The sequence below is a fragment of the Aliirhizobium cellulosilyticum genome, from assembly GCF_014198105.1.
GTDB classification, from domain to species: Bacteria; Pseudomonadota; Alphaproteobacteria; order Rhizobiales; family Rhizobiaceae; genus Neorhizobium; species Neorhizobium cellulosilyticum.
This window is the reverse complement of sequence record NZ_JACIGW010000001.1, coordinates 79,458-96,666: the sequence shown is the minus strand read 5'-3', so window position 1 is coordinate 96,666 and position 17,209 is coordinate 79,458. Positions and strand designations below refer to the sequence as shown.

The following is a 17,209-nucleotide window of genomic DNA, read 5'->3' as shown; positions in this document are numbered from 1 at the left end:
CCAGGAAAAAGCTGCGACACCTTCGACTGGACACGACAAGTACCTGCGACAATTTCGCACACCCAATCTGGCATGAAACCGATTTTCGCGATTTTTTGGACACTGCCGATAGGGATTTTATGACCATGATTCAATGCGGATTTCCCGCAAAAAAGACGTTCGCAAGAATTGACGAAAATCAAGAAATGCGACCTCTACATTGCTGCAACGAGATCATTGACATCCCAATTCACAGCAATCTAGCGTTGATGTTGTCGAAAGGAGGTCGGCTCCCCAATGAAATCACTTATACATTCTGACGTTTTATTTCCGGCCGAAAACAGTATTCGCTCTATTGCTCAAGCACTTTACAAAACTGTCTCGGATCTTCCGATCATAAGCCCTCATGGCCATACCGATCCCAAATGGTATGCACTGGATGAACCATTTCCGGATCCGGCTCAGCTTCTGATCGTTCCGGATCATTACATTTTCCGGATGCTCTTCAGCCAGGGTATCCGCCTCGAGGATCTTGGCGTACGCCGCCTCGACGGCGCGACCGTGGAAACCGATGGTCGCCGGATCTGGCGGCTTTTCGCTGAAAACTATTATCTTTTCCGCGGTACGCCGACGCGTCAGTGGATGGACTTCGTCCTTTCCAACCTGTTTGGCATCGATGAACCGCTCACGGCAAAGACTGCGGACAAGAGCTACGACCAGATCGCCGAGAAACTCGCCCTGCCGGAATATCGGCCTCGTGCACTCTTCAAGCGGTTCAACATCGAAGTCATCGCAACCACCGAAGGCGCTCTCGACGACCTCCGCTGGCACAAGGCGATCCGCGACAGCGGCTGGGACGGGCGTGTGGTTACCGCCTATCGGCCTGATGCCGTGGTCGACCCGGACTTCGAGGGCTTCTCCGCCAATCTCGACCAGCTGGGCGACATCACGGGCGAGGACACTGGTTCGTGGACGGGCTATCTCGCCGCTCACCGGAAACGCCGTGCCTATTTCAAGTCTTTCGGCGCTACGTCGTCGGACCATGGTCACGCTACAGCCGATACCGCCAACCTGTCGGACCAGGAAGCTGCAGCGCTGTTCAACCGGATCCGCGCGGGCAAGTCCGATGCGGATGATCACAAGCTGTTCCGCGGCCAGATGCTGACGGAAATGGCCAAGATGAGCCTCGACGACGGGCTTGTGCTGCAGATCCACCCGGGTTCCAGGCGCAACCATTCGCCGACCGTGTTCGCCAATCATGGCCGCGACATGGGCTTCGATATTCCGGGCCGCACCGACTATGTCAGCGCCCTGAAGCCGTTGCTCGATGCCGTCGGCGCGGAGCGCGACCTGACCGTCGTGCTCTTCACGCTCGACGAAACGTCCTATGCCCGCGAACTGGCTCCGCTCGCAGGCGCCTATCCGGCACTGAGGCTTGGCCCCGCATGGTGGTTCCACGACAGTCCGGAAGGCATGCGGCGCTTCCGCGAGATGACCACTGAAACCGCCGGTTTCTACAACACCGTCGGCTTCAATGACGATACGCGCGCCTTCCCGTCCATACCGGCGCGCCACGACGTTGCTCGACGGGTGGATTGCGCTTTCCTGGCGCGACTCGTCAGCGAACACAGGCTCAGGGAAGAAGAAGCTTTCGAGCTCGCCACGGAGCTTGCCTATACGCTTGCGAAAAAGGCGTATCGGCTCTGACCGACGCTTAAAGGCGTCGGCTTGAGGAGACTATCAAAACTGGCTTCCGGAAAGCCGGGAATGGAGCAACAGCATCCATTTCCGGCACCGGATCCGGCTGGCCAGATTTCTGATTAAATCATTTATTAATGGAGGAAATACGAATGAAACCAACTTTCAAGGCGATCCGCACGATGCTCCTGGCTGCCGGGGCAGTAGGTGTCCTTCTTGCGTCTCCGGCTATGTCTCGCGACTTCAGGTCGGCCGACATTCACCCGAATGACTATCCGACAGTTCAGGGCGCCATGTATATGGGCAAGATCCTGTCCGAGCGCACCAACGGTCGCCTCGGCGTCAAGGTTTTCCCGAACGGCGCACTGGGTGACGAACGCGGCACCATCGAACAGCTGCGCATCGGCGGCCTCGACATGCTGCGCATCAGCGCCGCCGTGGTCAACAACATGGTGCCGGAAACCATCGTCATCTCGATGCCTTTCATCTTCCGCTCGACGGCCCATGAACGCGCCGTGCTTGATGGCCCGATCGGTGAACAAGTCCTGAAGGCACTTGAGAAGCAGGGCATGGTCGGCCTTGCCTTCTACGACAGCGGCGCACGCTCGATGTACACCAAAAAGCCGATCAAAACGCTTGCCGACCTTCACAACATGAAGATCCGCGTCCAGCAGTCCGACATGTTCGTCGCAATGGTTCAGGCTCTCGGTGCCAACGCAACGCCGATGCCGATGGGCGAAGTCTATACCGGCCTGAAGACCGGCATCATCGATGCCGCCGAGAACAACTACCCGTCCTATGAATCGTCCCACCATTACGAAGCAGCCAAGTATTACACCCGTACCGAACATGCCATGGTGCCGGAACTGCTGCTCTTCTCCAAGCCGATTTGGGACAAGCTGCCGCCGGAAGACCAGGCTCTGATCCGTCAGGCGGCCAAGGACTCGGTGGTTGAACAGCGCCGTCTCTGGGATGCACGCGAAGCCACTTCGAAGGAAATTGTCGAAAAGGCCGGCAGCATTATCGAGGACGTCAATGATAAGCAGGAATTCGTCGATGCGATGAAGCCTGTCTACGACCAGTTCGCCAAGACGCCTGAACTTCAGGACCTCGTCAAGCGGATCCAGGCAACCAAGTAAACCATGAAGGAAGCAGCTTCAGACCGGAGCTGCTTCCTCCTCCAAAGCCTGCACGCCGGATAAGAGGCGCCGGGCACTACAAACCTCAAGACACCGCGCATCGTACACTCCGAAGACCGAGCCAGGTATTCGGGCGGGTGCGCCCGGGGGATAATATGAACACTCACAGCAAATCTGAAGCCGCTCATCCACCTGCGATGACTGGCTGGCTGACGAGCATCAACGCACCGCTTGCCAAGATCGGCATGATCCTGGCCATTTCCGGTCTGCTGACGCTTGTGGCCGTCGTTTTTTACCAGGTCTTCGGCCGTTACGTGCTGAACGACTCGCCCAGCTGGACGGAAAACCTCGCAATCGTGCTCATTCTCTATGTCACCATGATCGGGGCCGCCGTTGGCGTTCGCGATGCCGGTCACATTGCTCTCGATTCGCTGACCGTTCTCCTGCCGCAATATATGCAGCGTTATGTAGAGCTGGTCATCTACATCGCCATCTGCCTGTTCGGTGCCGCCATGGCCTATAATGGCTGGATCCTCGGCTGGTCGGTCGCTCCCTACCTGATGCCCAATCTCCATGTGACGGAAGCCGTGCGCTACATTCCGCTCGCGGTCTCGGGCGTCCTGATCATCATGTTTTCAATCGAACATATCCTGGCCATTTTCCGTAAGGCGGAGGTCGTACCGTCATGGCACTAACCATTCTTTGTATCACTTTTGTCGGCTTCCTCATTGCGGGGATCCCGGTTGCTTTTGCGATCGGCCTGTCGGCGCTTTGCACCATTCTTTACGAAGGTCTTCCGATCGCCGTCGGCTTCCAGCAGATGATGGCGGGCATGAACGTATTTTCGTTTCTCGCCATTCCTTTCTTCATTTTCTCCGGTGAATTGATGCTGCATGGCGGCGTTGCCGACAAGATCGTCAATGCAGCCAAGGCCATGGTCGGCCATGTTCGCGGCGGCCTCGGCATGTCGAACGTCGTTGCCTGCACCCTCTTCGGCGGTGTCGCCGGCTCCCCCGTTGCCGACGTGTCGGCCATGGGCGCCGTCATGATCCCGATGATGAAGAAGGAAGGTTATGACGCCGACTACGCGGTCAACGTCACGACGCACGCCGCTCTGGTTGGCGCACTGATGCCGACCAGCCATAACATGATCATCTATGCACTGGCCGCCAGCGGCAAGGCATCGATCGGCGCCCTGATCGCAGCCGGCATCATGCCTGCACTGCTTCTGATGGTCTGTAACCTCGGTGCAGCCTATTACGTCGCAAGAAAACGCGGTTACCCGGCAGGCACTTTCCCCGGCTGGCACATCGTCATGCGCTCGCTTGCAGCAGCGGCACCCGGCATGTTGATCGTGGTGATCATCCTCGGCGGTATCATCTCGGGCATCTTTACCGCAACGGAATCCGCTTCCATCGCCGTGATCTACACGATGCTTCTGACCTTCTTCATCTATAGGACGATGACCTGGGAAGCATTCCTTGCGGCAGCAGCCAAAACGGTCAAGACGACCGGTATCGTTCTGCTGCTGATCGGCGTGTCGACAATGTTCCAGTATCTCATGGGTCTTTACGGCGTTGCCGATATGACCGGTGAGCTGATGAGCAACATTTCGACCAACCCGATCGTCATCTTCCTGATGATCAACATCATCCTGTTCCTGCTCGGCACGTTCATGGACATGGCCTCGACCATCCTGATCTGCACGCCGATCTTCCTGCCGATTGCCATGCAGTATGGCATGGACCCGGTGCAGTTCGGCATGGTGATGCTGCTCAACTGCGCACTTGGTCTCAACACGCCGCCGGTCGGCACCACGCAGTTCATCGGCTGCGCCATCGGTGAAATTTCGGTCGGCGAGGTGATGAAGTCCATTCTGCCCTTCTACAGCGCACTCTTCCTCGCCATGGCATTGGTCACCTATGTGCCGATGTTCTCCATGTGGCTGCCACGCCTGCTGATGCACTAAAAGCAACAGCCCGCAGTTCGAAAATCCAGCGCCCGGCTTCCACCGGGCGCTTTTTCGTTCAATCTGGTCCCGACCGGAACGCTCGTGAAGGCTCAGACATCACCGCCAAACAAAAGCCGGCCGCGACGATGCGACCGGCTTTTATTGGCTTCAACCGCAACCGCGGCCGAGAAACATTACTTCAGAAATTCGGCACGATGCGGGTTGAAAACATCGATCAAACGACCGGCCTCCAGCGCCTTGACGCCATGGACCAAATCCGGCGGCACGATGAAGCTGCCGCCCTTGTTCAGCACTTCCGTCCGACCATCGATCGTGACTTCGAAACTGCCCTCTGCGACATAGCTTGCCTGGATATGCGGATGAGAATGTTTCGAGCCGATCGCCCCCTTCTCGAACACAACCTCCACCATCATCATCTCCGGCAGATAGGTCATGATACGGCGCCTAACGCCGGGCTCCGGGTTTACCCAATCGGCTTTGTCCGCCGAAACAAAAAAATCGCTCGCTACCATTATTGTCCTCACCTGAAAATGCACTTTTGCCTTGCGATAATACATGTCGCAGAGCCTACAACAACCGCTGCCCCGACTAGAAATGACGAAACACAAGCCATTGTTTTAATATGGCTATATCCGTTGCCATCGATCGCTCTCGCGCGTCTTTCAAGCCATCTTCCGCAGACCTCTCTCATTTCTATCGCACAGAAAGATCGGCCGATTTCCAACTCGCGTCCGACCGCTGGCATGTGGTTTGCTTGATTATTTCCCGAGTGTCGCAAACGCGGCTTGCCCGCGACAATTTGACATGAAATGCTGTCTGGAGTTGCAATGACGAGCAACGAAATGTGAGGCGTGCTTGAGAAAACAGCAGGAACTTGCAATCGAAGTCAGAGGCGTGGGCCGTGTTTATGGTGACGGCGCCGGTCAGGTCACCGCCCTCAGCAACATTTTCCTGAATATAAGGCAAAACGAGTTTTTCACCCTTCTGGGACCATCGGGCTGCGGCAAGACAACGCTTCTGCGGCTGATCGCCGGTTTCGACTTTCCGACAGACGGCGAAATCCTGCTTTATGGTGAGGATATAGCCCCGCTGCCGCCCTTCAAGCGCCCAGTCAACACGGTTTTCCAGAACTACGCCCTCTTTCCGCATATGACGGTTGCACAGAATATCGGGTTCGGGCTGGAAATGCTGGGCAAGCCAAAGCACGAGATCGCCGCTCGCGTCGAAGAAATGCTGGCGCTGGTTCACATGGAAGCGATGCGCAACCGCAAGGTCATGCAAATCTCCGGTGGCCAGCAGCAGCGCGTGGCGCTTGCCCGCGCGCTTGCCCCCAAACCGAAGGTCCTGCTTCTCGACGAGCCATTGTCGGCACTCGACTACAAGCTGCGCAAGGAAATGCAGGTCGAGCTGAAGCGGGTACAGGCAGAAACCGGCATCACCTTCATCTTCGTCACTCACGATCAGGAAGAAGCGCTCGCCATGTCCGACCGGATTGCCGTCATGTCCCATGGCGAAGTCCGGCAGGTCGGGGCGCCCTGGGAAATCTATGATCGCCCGGCAGAACGCTTCGTCGCCGACTTCATCGGAGAGACCAACTTCCTCGCCGCCGACGTGATTTCCATCGATGGCCCCAGGACCAGAGTTCGCCTGTTCAATGGCAGCCTGCTGGACGCCACCTACCCCGTGGACCTCATGCCGGAAGGTAAGGTGACGATCGTCATTCGGCCCGAACATGCGCAGCTCGACACACCGTCCAGCACGGCAATGCTCAATGGCCAAATCGAAGATCTCACCTATCTCGGCACCGACACCCATATCCGCGTCAGGCTGCCCGACACATCGCTCTTCACCATAAGACAGCAGAACAATCGGGTCGGGCCGATCGGCTTTTCCGCCGGCGACCCCGTGTCCCTGAATATAAGCGAAGGCGCAGCACAGATCCTGAAGGATTGAGACGATGACCGAGCGGGCGAGACAGGCCGCTTCGGCGGCGCAGAAGAAGGAGATTACCAATCGCTGGCTGCTCAGCGCTCCGGCCCTTGTCTTGATTGCCGTCGCCTCCGTCGGCCCTCTCCTGATCGTGCTGCTTTATTCGGTGCTGGCGCCCGGCTCCTATGGCGACGTGAAATGGGAGCTTTCAGGCCAGGGCTGGTTCAATGTCTTTCTTTCGCGTGACATATTCGATGACACGATCTCATTGGCGGACGCCCATGTGATGATCCTCTGGCGCAGCGCCAAGCTCGCCGTCATCACCACGCTGCTTTGCCTGATCGTCGGCTTTCCGACGGCCTATTTCATCGCCAGCCGCGCACCGCATAACCGATCGATCTGGCTCTTCCTGATCACCATCCCCTTCTGGACCAACATGCTGATCCGCGGCTTTGCTATCCAGGAGATGATCCGCAACGAAGGTCTGACCAATACGATCCTGATGAAGTTCGGCATCATCTCGGCCCCGATCCAGATGCTCTATACCGATTTCGCCATTCTGCTCGGCATGGTCTACGTACACCTGCCGCTGATGGTGCTGCCGCTTTATGCCAGCCTCGAAAAGCTCGACTTCCGCCTCGTCGAGGCGGGTTACGATCTCTATGCGACGCGGCTGAAAGTCCTGTGGCGGATTATCATCCCGCTGGTCAAACCCGGCATCATCGCCGGCTCCATTCTCGTCTTCATTCCGGCTCTGTCATCCTACGTCATTCCGCGCATTCTCGGCGGCGGCAAGAACCTGATGGTCGGCAATCTGATCGAGCTGCAGTTCGGCCAGGGCCGCAACTGGCCGCTTGGAGCAGCACTCTCCATCACCCTCGTCATCATCGTCCTCTTCGCCATGCTGTATTACGTGAAGAATGCCGGAAAGACCGGAGGCGGCCATGCGTAAACGCTTCGACATCCGCGTCCAGCCCGGCTTTGCGATGATCGCGATGTTCTGCTTTTTCCTGCTTTACGTGCCGATCTTCACGCTGGTCGTCTATGCCTTCAACTCCGGCATCTCGATCGCCCGCTGGGAAGGTTTTTCGTTCCGCTGGTTCGTCGCCGCCTGGAACAACAACCTCGTCATCGAGGCGGCTATCCGCTCGGTCCAGATAGCAGCCATCGCCGCCATCATCGCCACGGCCGTCGCCACGCTTGCCGCCATCGCCACCACGCGAACGGCCGGTTATCGCGGCCTCACCTTCAAATATTCCTTCATCAACATGCCGCTGATGGTGCCGGAAATCGTCACCGCCGTAGCCCTGCTCATCCTCTTCTCGCGCATAAAGGTCTGGACCGGTTATTCCGGCCTCGGCTACCTCATCCTGGCGCATACCGCCTTCTGCATCCCGTTTGCCTATCTGCCGATAAGAGCACGGCTGGAGAACATGGATCTGGCGCTGGAACGGGCGGCGGCCGATCTCTACGCCACGCCCTTCAAGGTGTTCCGCTACATCACCTTGCCGTTTCTCTGGCCCGGCATCCTTGCCGGCCTCATGCTCTCCTTCGTCATCTCCCTGGATGACATCGTCATCACCGAATTCGTCAAGTCAGCCGGCCAGGAGACGCTGCCGACCTACATGCTCGGCCAGCTGCGCCGCGCCATCACACCCGAAATGAACGCCATCTCGACAGTGTTTCTGCTGCTGTCGCTGGCGATAGTGACGATCTTCTTCTTCCTCAGCAGATCCAACGAAAAATCCGATTAAACAGGAGTGGGAACAATGAAGAATGTCTTGAAACTTGCCGCCGGTCTGGCAGCGCTCTTTGCCTCGACCACGCTTGCCCATGCAGAGGGCGAACTCAACCTCTTCAACTGGGGCAATTACACCAATCCCGAACTGATCAAGAAGTTCGAGGAAGCCTACAAGGTCAAGGTTACGCTGACCGACTACGATAGCAACGACACCGCGCTCGCCAAAATCCGTCAGGGCGGCCACGGCTTCGATATCGTCGTGCCGTCCGCCAGCGCCATGCCGGTCTTCATCAAGGAAGGGCTGCTCATGGAATCGCGCCCTGACCAGATGGAGAACTTCAAGAACATGGACCCGCAATGGGTAGATGTCGCCTATGATCCGGGCCGCCATTATTCGGTTCCGTGGCAGTGGGGCACGACGGGCGTGACCGTCGACAAGTCCATCTATTCCGGCGATCCGAACACGTCCGCGATCTTCCTCGACCCGCCGCCGGAACTGGTCGGCAAAGTCAATGTAGTACCGGAAATGTCGGACGTCATGCACATGGTCGTCACCTATGCCGGCGGCGAGCCCTGCACGGGCGATCTGACGATCCTGAAGAAAGCTCGCGACATCCTCGTCGCCGCCAAACCGAAATGGATCTCGATGGATTACGGCACGGTGGAAAAATACACCAAGGGCGATCTTGCAGCCAGCGTCGACTGGAACGGCGCCGCCTTCCGGGGAAGGCTTGCCAACAAGAACATCGTCTACGGTTATCCGAAAGAGGGGTATCCGGTCTGGATGGACAATGCCGCCATCCTTGCCGATGCAAAGAATGTTGAGAACGCAAAACTCTTCATCAACTTCATTATGGTGCCTGAAAACGCGGCCCTGATCTCCGCCTTTGCCCGCTATTCGAATGGCATCAAGGGCTCCGAGGCCTTCATGCCTGAGGACATGAAGACGGCGCCGGAAGTGAACATTCCGGAAGCCTCCAAGGCCGCAGGCAAGTTCAATCTCGCTTGCGCGCCGGAAGTGCAGGAACTCTACACCAAGATCTGGACCGAGTTGCAGAAGTAAGCCGAACAAGGGAGGCCGGCAGCGTAGGCAGTTCCTGCGCTGTCGCGACCGCAAGGATATGGACAGCATCAAAAACATGACCACCGTTGACCGGGCGTCGGTGACGCTTGCCAATTGGCGCGAGACACCCTTCAGCCGCTGGAGTTTCCAGAATGTCCGCGACCTGGTGCCGACCTCGGAAATTTCCTGCGGCACCGAGCAGCCGGAAGAGGCCCTCCCCTCACCGCAATTCCTCGCCCGCGAAATCGAAACCGGACTGGATGGCATCTCGACCATCGAAGGCTTTCTGAAATACGCCCATACCGACGCCTTCCTGCTGATGAAGCGCGGCAAGATCGTCGGCGAATATTACGCGCCGCATGCAGATGTGAACGCCAAACATCTCGTCTTCTCGATCAGCAAGTCGCTCACCGCCATCCTTTCCGGCATTCTCGAACAACAGGGACTGATCGATCCGGAAAAAACGGTCTCAATCTATCTGCCGGAAGCCAGGGGCAGCGCCTATGAGGACTGCCGTTATCGGGATGTGCTGGACATGCGCGTCAGTCTCGATTTCGAGGAAACCTATCTCGACAGGAACGGCCCCTTCGCGCGCTATCGCCGCGCCATGTTGTGGAACCCGGTCGAACCGAACTTCGAGGTCGAGACACTCGCCTCCTTCCTGATGACGTTGAAAAAGGCCGCCCGCCCGCATGGCGGCGGACATGCCTATCTCTCGCCCAATGCCGATCTTCTTGGCGTCGTCATCGAGCGCGTTACCGGCCGCCGCTATGGTGAACTGCTGTCGGAGCTTTTGTGGAAACCGATGGGTGCTAGAAACCATGCCTATGTCACGGTCGATAGTATCGGCACAGCCCGCACCGCCGGCGGCGTCTGCCTGACGGCACGCGATTTGGCCCGCGTCGGCGAACTGATCCGCATTGGTGGCGCAACGGACGGACGGCAAGTTCTCCCGAAAAGTTGGATCGCGGACATGCTGACCAACGGCGATCCCGAGGCATGGAAGGCATCCAACAGCACCACCATGCCGAACGGCCGTTACCGCAGCCAGTGGTACCAGACCGGCGAGCCGGACGGCGCCTATTGCGCCATCGGCATCCACGGCCAGTGGCTTTACGTCGATCCCGAAAACGAGGCCGTAATCGTCAAACTCTCGTCCCAGCCAAACCCGCTCGACGACGAGCTAAAACAGGACAATCTCGCCTTCTTCCGAACCCTTAGTCGCCTGGCACTGTGAGGACGCAAGATGCAGACTTTCGCCGACATCATCATCGTCAACGCCCGTGTGCTGACAATGGACGATACTGCACCGAAAGCCGAAGCCCTTGCGATCTCCGGCAACAGGATCGTGGCGGTCGGCTCTACAGCCGAGATAGAGCCCCTCAAAGGACCGGCGACGCGGGTGATCGATGCGGCGCAAGGCACGGTCCTGCCGGGCTTCAATGAAGCCCATATGCATATCTTCATGGGCTCGGTCGGCCTGCGTCAGCTGTCGCTCTACAAGGTCAAAGGCTTTGACGAGTTGAAGGCCAAGGTCGAGGACTATGCGGCGAGGAACCTCGACCTGAAGCTGCTTCTCGCCCGTTCCGCCGACTACACGATCCTGTCGGAAACCGAACGCACCACCCGCCATGATCTCGACCGGGTTATATCCGACCGGCCTTTCGCGATGATTTCTCCGGACCACCACACCGCCTGGGCCAATACCAGGGCGCTCGAACTCGCCGGCCTTCTGCACGGCAGGCAAGTCGGCGTCGGCAACAAGGTTGTCATGGGTGAGGATGGCCTTGCCTCCGGCGAGTTGCGCGAGGCCGATGCCATGCAGCCGGTCTTCGACCTGAGCGAAACCGGCGGTCGCGAGGGCCTGGGCATTGGCACCGGTGGCGAACCGGACAGCCTGACGCCGCAGGAGCGCGCGATCGACCTCGATATCATCAGGAATGGCCTCGCCTATTGCGCCTCGCTGGGCATAACCTCGATTCAGAACATGGACGGCAATTTCTATCAGCTGGAAATTCTGGACGAGATAGAGAAGACCTCCGGCCTGCCGGTGCGGGTGCGCATGCCCTATCACATGAAGAATTTCATGCCGATCTCGGACCTTAAAGAAAAGGCCGCCGCATGGCACGACCGTTTCGACACCGACCGGCTGCGCTGCGATTTTGTCAAAATGTTCATCGATGGCGTGACCGAAGGCGAAAGTGCCGTTTTCCTCGACGACTACGCCCATCGCCCCGGCTGGAAGGGCGATCCACTGTTCAGCCAGCAACATCTCAACGACATCGTCACCGAAGCAGACCGGCTGAAACTTCCGGTCGCCGTCCATGCGATCGGCGACGGCGCGGTGCGCATGGTGCTCGACGCCTACGAGGCCGCATCGGAGGCGAACGGCAAGCGCGATGCGCGCAACCGTATCGAACATATCGAGGTCATCCACGAAGATGACATTCCGCGTTTCAAAGAGCTTGGCGTCATAGCCTCGATGCAGCCGACCCATCCACCCGGCAATGCCGGCCTGCCACTAGAACCCTATCTCTCCTTCATCGGCCGCGATCGCTGGCCGCTCGCCTTTGCCTGGAGAACGCTCGCCGATGCCGGAGCAGAGATTGTCTTCGCCACCGACTGGCCGGTCTCGCCACTCGACCCGATGGGTTGCATCCACGATGCCATGACGAGAAAACGCTGGGCCGACGACCTGCAGGACCAGCGGCTGACACTCACAGAAACACTCGCCGCGTATACCAGCACCGGCGCGCACGTGGAGTTCATGGAAGACCGGAAAGGCAGGCTGAAACCCGGTTACCTCGCCGATGTCGTCATTCTCTCTGGTGATGTCGAAGCAACGGCGGTGGAAGATCTCGATGCTATCCGGCCGGTGTTCACCATCTGCGACGGCAAAGTCACCTACGAGAAGGCCCCCACGTGAGCCAAACACGCCGCAAAAATGCGCTGCAAAGTTGGTTGAACACGGCCTCTTTGTTTGTATCTTCGTGCGGCCGCAAATCAGTGCCTTACCGGCGACGCAAGGAGAATGACATGACCAAAGCCGCCGACATCCATCTCTCCTATGCCGATCTCGTGGCGCTGTTGCAGAAGATCTTCGTGAAGAATGGCGTGTCCGAAAACAACGCGAAGATTCTGGCGGAAAACTGCGCGTCCTGCGAACGCGACGGCTCGATCAGCCACGGCATTTTCCGCATGGCCGGTTATGTTTCGTCGCTAAACAGCGGCTGGGTCGATGGCAAGGCGGTGCCGGAAGTCGAGGATGTCGGACCGGCCTTCGTCCGTGTCGATGCCAAGGGGGGCTTCACCCAGCCTGCCATGCTTGCCGCCCGCCCGCTGCTGATCGAAAAAGTCAGGCAGAACGGCGTTGCCGTTCTCGCTATCCGCCGCTCGCATCATTTCAGCGCGCTCTGGCCGGATGTCGAACCCTTTGCCGACGAGGGATTTGTGGCCTTGAGCGTCGTCAACAGCATGGCCTGCGTCGTGCCGCATGGCGGCAAGACGGCGGTGTTCGGCACCAACCCGGTCGCCTTCGCATCACCGCGTGCAGGGGCTGCCCCCTTCGTCTTCGACCAGGCCTCGAGCGCGATTGCCCATGGCGATGTGCAGATCGCCGCCCGCGCTGGCCATGAGCTGAAACCGGGCATGGGGGTCGATCGCGATGGCCAGCCGACCAATGATCCGAAAGCCATCCTCGATGGCGGCGCGCTTCTGCCCTTCGGCGGCCACAAGGGCAATTCCATCGCCCTGATGGTCGAGATCCTCAGTGCCGCGCTGACCGGCGGTTATTTCTCCGGCGAGTTCGACTGGAGCGGTCACAAGGGAGCGCAGACGCCGTTCACCGGCCAGTTCTTCATCGTCATCGATCCCGCCCGCGGCGGCAACGACGTCTTTGCAGAACGTGTCGCCGGCATCTGCGATCTCGTGCTGGAAGCCGGCCAGGAACGCCTGCCCGGCGACCGCCGGCACGTGACCCGCGCCAAGGCGGAGACGGACGGCATCCCCCTGTCCGCCGAGAATTATAAGAAGCTGAAGGCCCTGGCCGACACCTGAAGATTCGCCGCCTGCGACGTCTTCCGACCGCTCTCGATCAGAGCCTTAGTGTATTCCTCGCGTGGCGCGAGGAAAATCTGCTCGGTATCACCCTGTTCAACGATCTCGCCACGTTTCATCACGATTGTGTGGTCGCAGATCTGCCGGATGACGGCGAGATTGTGCGAGATGAACACATAGGTGAGGTTCAGCTCGGACCGCAGTTCCTGCAGAAAATCGAGCACCTGCGCCTGAACCGAGATATCGAGCGCCGATGTCGGCTCGTCGAGGATCAGCAGGCGCGGGTTGAGCGCAATCGCCCGGGCAATGCAGACACGTTGCTTCTGCCCGCCGGAAAGTTCATGCGGATAACGATACTTGAACATTTTCGGCAGTTGCACGATGTCGAGCAGCGCTTCCGCCCGTGCCTCGATATCCCGCCGGCTCATGTTCGTCTGGATGCGCAGCGGCTCACCGATTGCATCGCCGATCGTGTGACGACCATTGAGCGCCGAATGCGGGTTCTGGAAGACGAACTGCATGTGCCGGCGCATCTGCCGCAAGGGCTCGCCCGACAGGCCGGAAATATTCTGCCCGTCGAAGATGATGTCACCGGATGTCGGTTCGATCAGGCGCATTAGCATGCGTGCAAGCGTCGACTTGCCCGATCCACTTTCGCCGACCACGCCGAAAATTTCGCCGGTCTTCACTGCAAGGCTGATCGAGTTGACCGCCGTGAAATCTGTGCCGGACTGGCTGCGATAGACCTTCTTCAGATCGATGGCTTCGAGAAGATTGCCGCGCTTGGCCGGCTTTGCTTCCGAGACTTCGGCCGCAACCCTTTCCGGCGCGACATCGATATCCGGCACGGCGGCAAGCAGGCGCTGCGTATATTCATGCTGCGGACGGTTGAGGATGTCCTGCGTCAGCCCCTGCTCGACGATCTCGCCCTTGTACATGACGGCACAGCGCTTCGCGACGGTTGCGATCGCGCCGATATCGTGGCTGATCATGATGACGGTCAGGTTGAGCTTTTCGACCAGCGAGTTGATCAGATCCAGCACCTGCGCCTGAACCGTGACGTCGAGCGCCGTCGTCGGTTCGTCGGCGATCAGGATATCCGGCTTTCCGGCCAGCGCCATGGCGATCAGCACGCGCTGGCGCATGCCGCCCGAAAGCTGGTGCGGATATTGCGAAAAAAGCATGGACGGGTTCGGCAGACCGACTTGATCCAGCAGTTCCTCGGTTCGGGCACGGCGTGCCGCCTTGGAAGAGACGCCCTGCCCTGCCGCCTTCTCATGCGCCGCGATGACATTGGAAATCTGCCGCCCGATCGTAAACAGCGGATTCAGATAGGTCATCGGGTCCTGGAAGATCATCGAAATGCGGATGCCGCGAATCTTCGTCCAGTCCTTCTCCGGCAGGTTGGTTATGTCCTGCCCGTCAAATGAGATCGAGCCTTCGACGACTTTCGAATTGCGCGGGCCGATGCCGAGCACCGAGCGCACCAGAACGGTTTTGCCCGAACCGCTCTCGCCGACAATGCCGAGTGTGTCGCCGCGGTTGACGGTAAGGTTGATGCCTTTCAGCACATGCACAGGGCCGTCGAACGTGCCGATATCGAGCCGATAGTCCTTTATGTCGAGCAGAGCTGTCATCGGTCGCGGCTCCTTGGATCGAGAATGTCACGCAGGCCATCGCCCAGAAGATTGAAGCCGAGCACGGTGAGGAAGATCGCGGCACCCGGGAAGAGCGAATACCACCACCAGTCGGGCATATAGGTGCGGGCAACCGAGATCATCGAACCCCATTCCGGCGAAGGCGGCTGGGCGCCGAGACCGATGAAGCCGAGGCTGGCGGCAGACAGGATCGCCATGCCCATGTCCATGCTCATCTTGACGATGATCGGCGACATGCAGTTCGGCAGGATATGATGCCAGAGGATCCACGGCGTTTTCGCGCCGATCGAACGGGCGGATTCGATGAACAGCTCTTCCTTGATCGACAGCGTTTTTGCCTCAACCAGTCGCACGTAACCGGGCCACCAGACGATGGCGAGCGCCAGCACGCAATTGGTGATGCCGGGGCCAAGCGCCGCAACGATCGCGAGTGCCAGAGCCAGGCCGGGAACGGCAAGGAACAGTTCGGTGAAGCGCATGATGACAGCACGAACCCAGCCACCACGATAACCGGCGATGATGCCGAGCGTGATGCCGACGATCGCCGCGATGCCGGTGATGACCACACCGATCCACAGCGACGTGCGTGCACCAATGATGACGCGTGAGAAAATGTCCGCGCCCATTTCATCCGTGCCAAACCAGTAGGTGCTGCTCGGCGGCTGCAATTTGGCCGACATGTTGATCGCACCGCTTGCCGCTTCCGGATAAGGCACGATCAGCGGGCCGATGGCGGCAAGGATCAGGAACAGCACGACGAGCGAGAGGCCGAGCATCGACGAAAAGCTCTTGCGGAACATATGCGCATAGAGCCGCCACTGGCGGATCTGGCTTGCATGGCGTTCCCGGAAGGTCAGCGGACGTGTGTCTTCAGACGAGGTATCGATAGGTGTCATGGGATGAGCCGTCATCACGCTTTCCTGAGACGCGGGTCGATCCAGGCATAGGCCAGATCAACGAGGGTGTTGGCGACGATAAAGAAGAAACCGATCATCAGCGTCACGCCGACAACGGGCTTGAAGTCGGAGGACAGTGCCGACGAGACCGCATAAAGTCCGATGCCCGGCCAGTCGAAGACCGTTTCGACGAGAACGGTCGAACCGAGCATCCAGCCGAAACGCAGGCCAATCATCGCAAGCGTCGGCAACATGGCATTCTTCAGCGCGTAAAGCGCGACGATGCGGAAGGACGAGATGCCATGCGCGCGGGCGGCCACGATATAATCCGACTGCAGCACTTCGATCATCTCGGCACGGTTGACGCGCAGGATCGAGGCGAGACAGGGGAAGGAAAGCACGATCGCCGGCAGGATGATATGCTGTAGCGAAACCCAGAAGGTCGAGAAATTACCGGCAATCAGGCTGTCGACCAGAAGCAGGCCGGTGACGAATTCCGGCGGACGGGTAACGAGCGGCAGGCGCCCCGAAACCGGCAGCCATTCCAGATCGACGGCAAACATCAGTTGCAGCAGGATACCGAACCAGAAGGCCGGGATCGCAACGCCGGAAATCGAAAAGATGCGCGTCACCTGGTCGAGCGGCCCGTCCTTGTAAACGGCCGATAGCATGCCGAGCGGGACGCCGATGACGATGCCGAGGAACATCGCGACAAAGACGAGTTCCAGCGTCGCGGGCGCATAACGCATGACTTCTTCCAGCACCGGGCGTGTGGTGACGATCGAAGTGCCGAGATCACCGCGGACGAGTTCGCCCATATAGACGATGAACTGTTCCGGCAGCGACTTGTCGAGACCATATTCCGTGCGGATCGTCGCGACCATGTCCTCGGTCGCATTGGGACCGGCCACGAGACGGGCCGGATCGCCGGGCGCGACATTGGTGATGAGAAATGTCAGCGCCGCAATGCCGATCATCGTGCCGACCAGCGTCAGCAATTTGCGGAAGGCGAATGTCAGCATCGTCTTCTCCGTTTGTTATGATTGGCGCATGGCCCGCGGTAGGGAAAGCGGACCAT

15 protein-coding genes are annotated in these 17,209 nt (G+C 59.0%); 11 read left to right on the top strand and 4 right to left on the bottom strand.

Annotated elements, in window-relative coordinates; all coding sequences use genetic code 11:
* Nucleotides 1-276 precede the first annotated feature (276 nt).
* The 4 genes from uxaC (at nt 277) to GGE33_RS00385 (ending at nt 4,785) form a co-directional block, all read left to right on the top strand.
* On the top strand, nt 277-1,686 hold the full coding sequence (gene uxaC / locus GGE33_RS00400; RefSeq protein WP_183820824.1) for a glucuronate isomerase: 1,410 nt from the start codon (nt 277-279) through the stop codon (nt 1,684-1,686).
* Between the two features lie 143 nt (nt 1,687-1,829).
* Complete coding sequence (locus GGE33_RS00395; protein WP_183820823.1) at nt 1,830-2,816, top strand: TRAP transporter substrate-binding protein; 987 nt, start codon at nt 1,830-1,832, stop codon at nt 2,814-2,816.
* A 155-nt stretch (nt 2,817-2,971) separates the two neighbouring features.
* On the top strand, nt 2,972-3,511 hold the full coding sequence (locus GGE33_RS00390; RefSeq protein ID WP_148145177.1) for a TRAP transporter small permease: 540 nt from the start codon (nt 2,972-2,974) through the stop codon (nt 3,509-3,511).
* Entirely contained in the window at nt 3,502-4,785 is a 1,284-nt protein-coding gene (locus GGE33_RS00385; protein WP_183820822.1) for a TRAP transporter large permease, read from the top strand. The genes GGE33_RS00390 and GGE33_RS00385 overlap by 10 nt, the downstream gene beginning before the upstream one ends.
* A gap of 176 nt (nt 4,786-4,961) precedes the next feature.
* Here GGE33_RS00385 and GGE33_RS00380 read toward each other — a convergent pair whose 3' ends face one another.
* A complete protein-coding gene (locus GGE33_RS00380; protein ID WP_148145179.1) occupies nt 4,962-5,300 on the bottom strand; it encodes a cupin domain-containing protein in 339 nt (112 codons plus the stop codon).
* 343 nt (nt 5,301-5,643) lie between these two features.
* On the opposite strand from GGE33_RS00380, the gene GGE33_RS00375 reads away from it, so the two are divergent.
* The 7 genes from GGE33_RS00375 (at nt 5,644) to GGE33_RS00345 (ending at nt 13,577) form a co-directional block, all read left to right on the top strand.
* Complete coding sequence (locus GGE33_RS00375; RefSeq protein ID WP_183820821.1) at nt 5,644-6,741, top strand: ABC transporter ATP-binding protein; 1,098 nt, start codon at nt 5,644-5,646, stop codon at nt 6,739-6,741.
* A 4-nt stretch (nt 6,742-6,745) separates the two neighbouring features.
* Entirely contained in the window at nt 6,746-7,669 is a 924-nt protein-coding gene (locus GGE33_RS00370; RefSeq protein ID WP_183820820.1) for an ABC transporter permease, read from the top strand.
* The gene (locus tag GGE33_RS00365) at nt 7,662-8,471 is read left to right on the top strand and encodes an ABC transporter permease (protein WP_183820819.1); all 810 of its coding nucleotides are present in this window, start codon (nt 7,662-7,664) and stop codon (nt 8,469-8,471) included. The genes GGE33_RS00370 and GGE33_RS00365 overlap by 8 nt, the downstream gene beginning before the upstream one ends.
* 15 nt (nt 8,472-8,486) lie before the next feature.
* Nucleotides 8,487-9,521, top strand: coding sequence for an extracellular solute-binding protein (locus tag GGE33_RS00360; protein ID WP_183820818.1), 1,035 nt, complete (start codon nt 8,487-8,489; stop codon nt 9,519-9,521).
* 76 nt (nt 9,522-9,597) lie between these two features.
* Complete coding sequence (locus tag GGE33_RS00355; protein ID WP_246435649.1) at nt 9,598-10,758, top strand: serine hydrolase domain-containing protein; 1,161 nt, start codon at nt 9,598-9,600, stop codon at nt 10,756-10,758.
* A 9-nt stretch (nt 10,759-10,767) separates the two neighbouring features.
* Complete coding sequence (locus GGE33_RS00350; RefSeq protein ID WP_183820816.1) at nt 10,768-12,447, top strand: amidohydrolase; 1,680 nt, start codon at nt 10,768-10,770, stop codon at nt 12,445-12,447.
* A 110-nt stretch (nt 12,448-12,557) separates the two neighbouring features.
* A complete protein-coding gene (locus GGE33_RS00345) occupies nt 12,558-13,577 on the top strand; it encodes an Ldh family oxidoreductase (RefSeq protein ID WP_183820815.1) in 1,020 nt (339 codons plus the stop codon).
* On the opposite strand, the gene GGE33_RS00340 is transcribed toward GGE33_RS00345, so the two are convergent.
* The 3 genes from GGE33_RS00340 to GGE33_RS00330 are packed head-to-tail and all read right to left on the bottom strand — an operon-like array spanning nt 13,544 to nt 17,153.
* Nucleotides 13,544-15,214, bottom strand: coding sequence for an ABC transporter ATP-binding protein (locus GGE33_RS00340; RefSeq protein ID WP_183820814.1), 1,671 nt, complete (start codon nt 15,212-15,214; stop codon nt 13,544-13,546). The two genes, GGE33_RS00345 and GGE33_RS00340, sit on opposite strands and share 34 nt — an antisense overlap.
* Nucleotides 15,211-16,146, bottom strand: coding sequence for an ABC transporter permease (locus tag GGE33_RS00335; protein ID WP_246435646.1), 936 nt, complete (start codon nt 16,144-16,146; stop codon nt 15,211-15,213). Before GGE33_RS00335 ends, GGE33_RS00340 begins: the two co-directional genes overlap by 4 nt.
* Nucleotides 16,146-17,153: an ABC transporter permease gene (locus tag GGE33_RS00330; protein ID WP_183820813.1), complete on the bottom strand. Its 1,008-nt coding sequence runs from the start codon at nt 17,151-17,153 to the stop codon at nt 16,146-16,148. Before GGE33_RS00330 ends, GGE33_RS00335 begins: the two co-directional genes overlap by 1 nt.
* Nucleotides 17,154-17,209 lie beyond the last annotated feature (56 nt).

What these genes read in the sequence shown, in the direction of transcription:
- uxaC (WP_183820824.1), top strand. Translation starts at nt 277, where the DNA reads ATGAAATCACTTATACATTCTGACGTTTTATTTCCGGCCGAAAACAGT.
- GGE33_RS00395 (WP_183820823.1), top strand. Translation starts at nt 1,830, where the DNA reads ATGAAACCAACTTTCAAGGCGATCCGCACGATGCTCCTGGCTGCCGGG.
- GGE33_RS00390 (WP_148145177.1), top strand. Translation starts at nt 2,972, where the DNA reads ATGAACACTCACAGCAAATCTGAAGCCGCTCATCCACCTGCGATGACT.
- GGE33_RS00385 (WP_183820822.1), top strand. Translation starts at nt 3,502, where the DNA reads ATGGCACTAACCATTCTTTGTATCACTTTTGTCGGCTTCCTCATTGCG.
- GGE33_RS00380 (WP_148145179.1), bottom strand. Translation starts at nt 5,300, where the DNA reads ATGGTAGCGAGCGATTTTTTTGTTTCGGCGGACAAAGCCGATTGGGTA.
- GGE33_RS00370 (WP_183820820.1), top strand. Translation starts at nt 6,746, where the DNA reads ATGACCGAGCGGGCGAGACAGGCCGCTTCGGCGGCGCAGAAGAAGGAG.
- GGE33_RS00365 (WP_183820819.1), top strand. Translation starts at nt 7,662, where the DNA reads ATGCGTAAACGCTTCGACATCCGCGTCCAGCCCGGCTTTGCGATGATC.
- GGE33_RS00360 (WP_183820818.1), top strand. Translation starts at nt 8,487, where the DNA reads ATGAAGAATGTCTTGAAACTTGCCGCCGGTCTGGCAGCGCTCTTTGCC.
- GGE33_RS00355 (WP_246435649.1), top strand. Translation starts at nt 9,598, where the DNA reads ATGACCACCGTTGACCGGGCGTCGGTGACGCTTGCCAATTGGCGCGAG.
- GGE33_RS00350 (WP_183820816.1), top strand. Translation starts at nt 10,768, where the DNA reads ATGCAGACTTTCGCCGACATCATCATCGTCAACGCCCGTGTGCTGACA.
- GGE33_RS00345 (WP_183820815.1), top strand. Translation starts at nt 12,558, where the DNA reads ATGACCAAAGCCGCCGACATCCATCTCTCCTATGCCGATCTCGTGGCG.
- GGE33_RS00340 (WP_183820814.1), bottom strand. Translation starts at nt 15,214, where the DNA reads ATGACAGCTCTGCTCGACATAAAGGACTATCGGCTCGATATCGGCACG.
- GGE33_RS00335 (WP_246435646.1), bottom strand. Translation starts at nt 16,146, where the DNA reads ATGACGGCTCATCCCATGACACCTATCGATACCTCGTCTGAAGACACA.
- GGE33_RS00330 (WP_183820813.1), bottom strand. Translation starts at nt 17,153, where the DNA reads ATGCTGACATTCGCCTTCCGCAAATTGCTGACGCTGGTCGGCACGATG.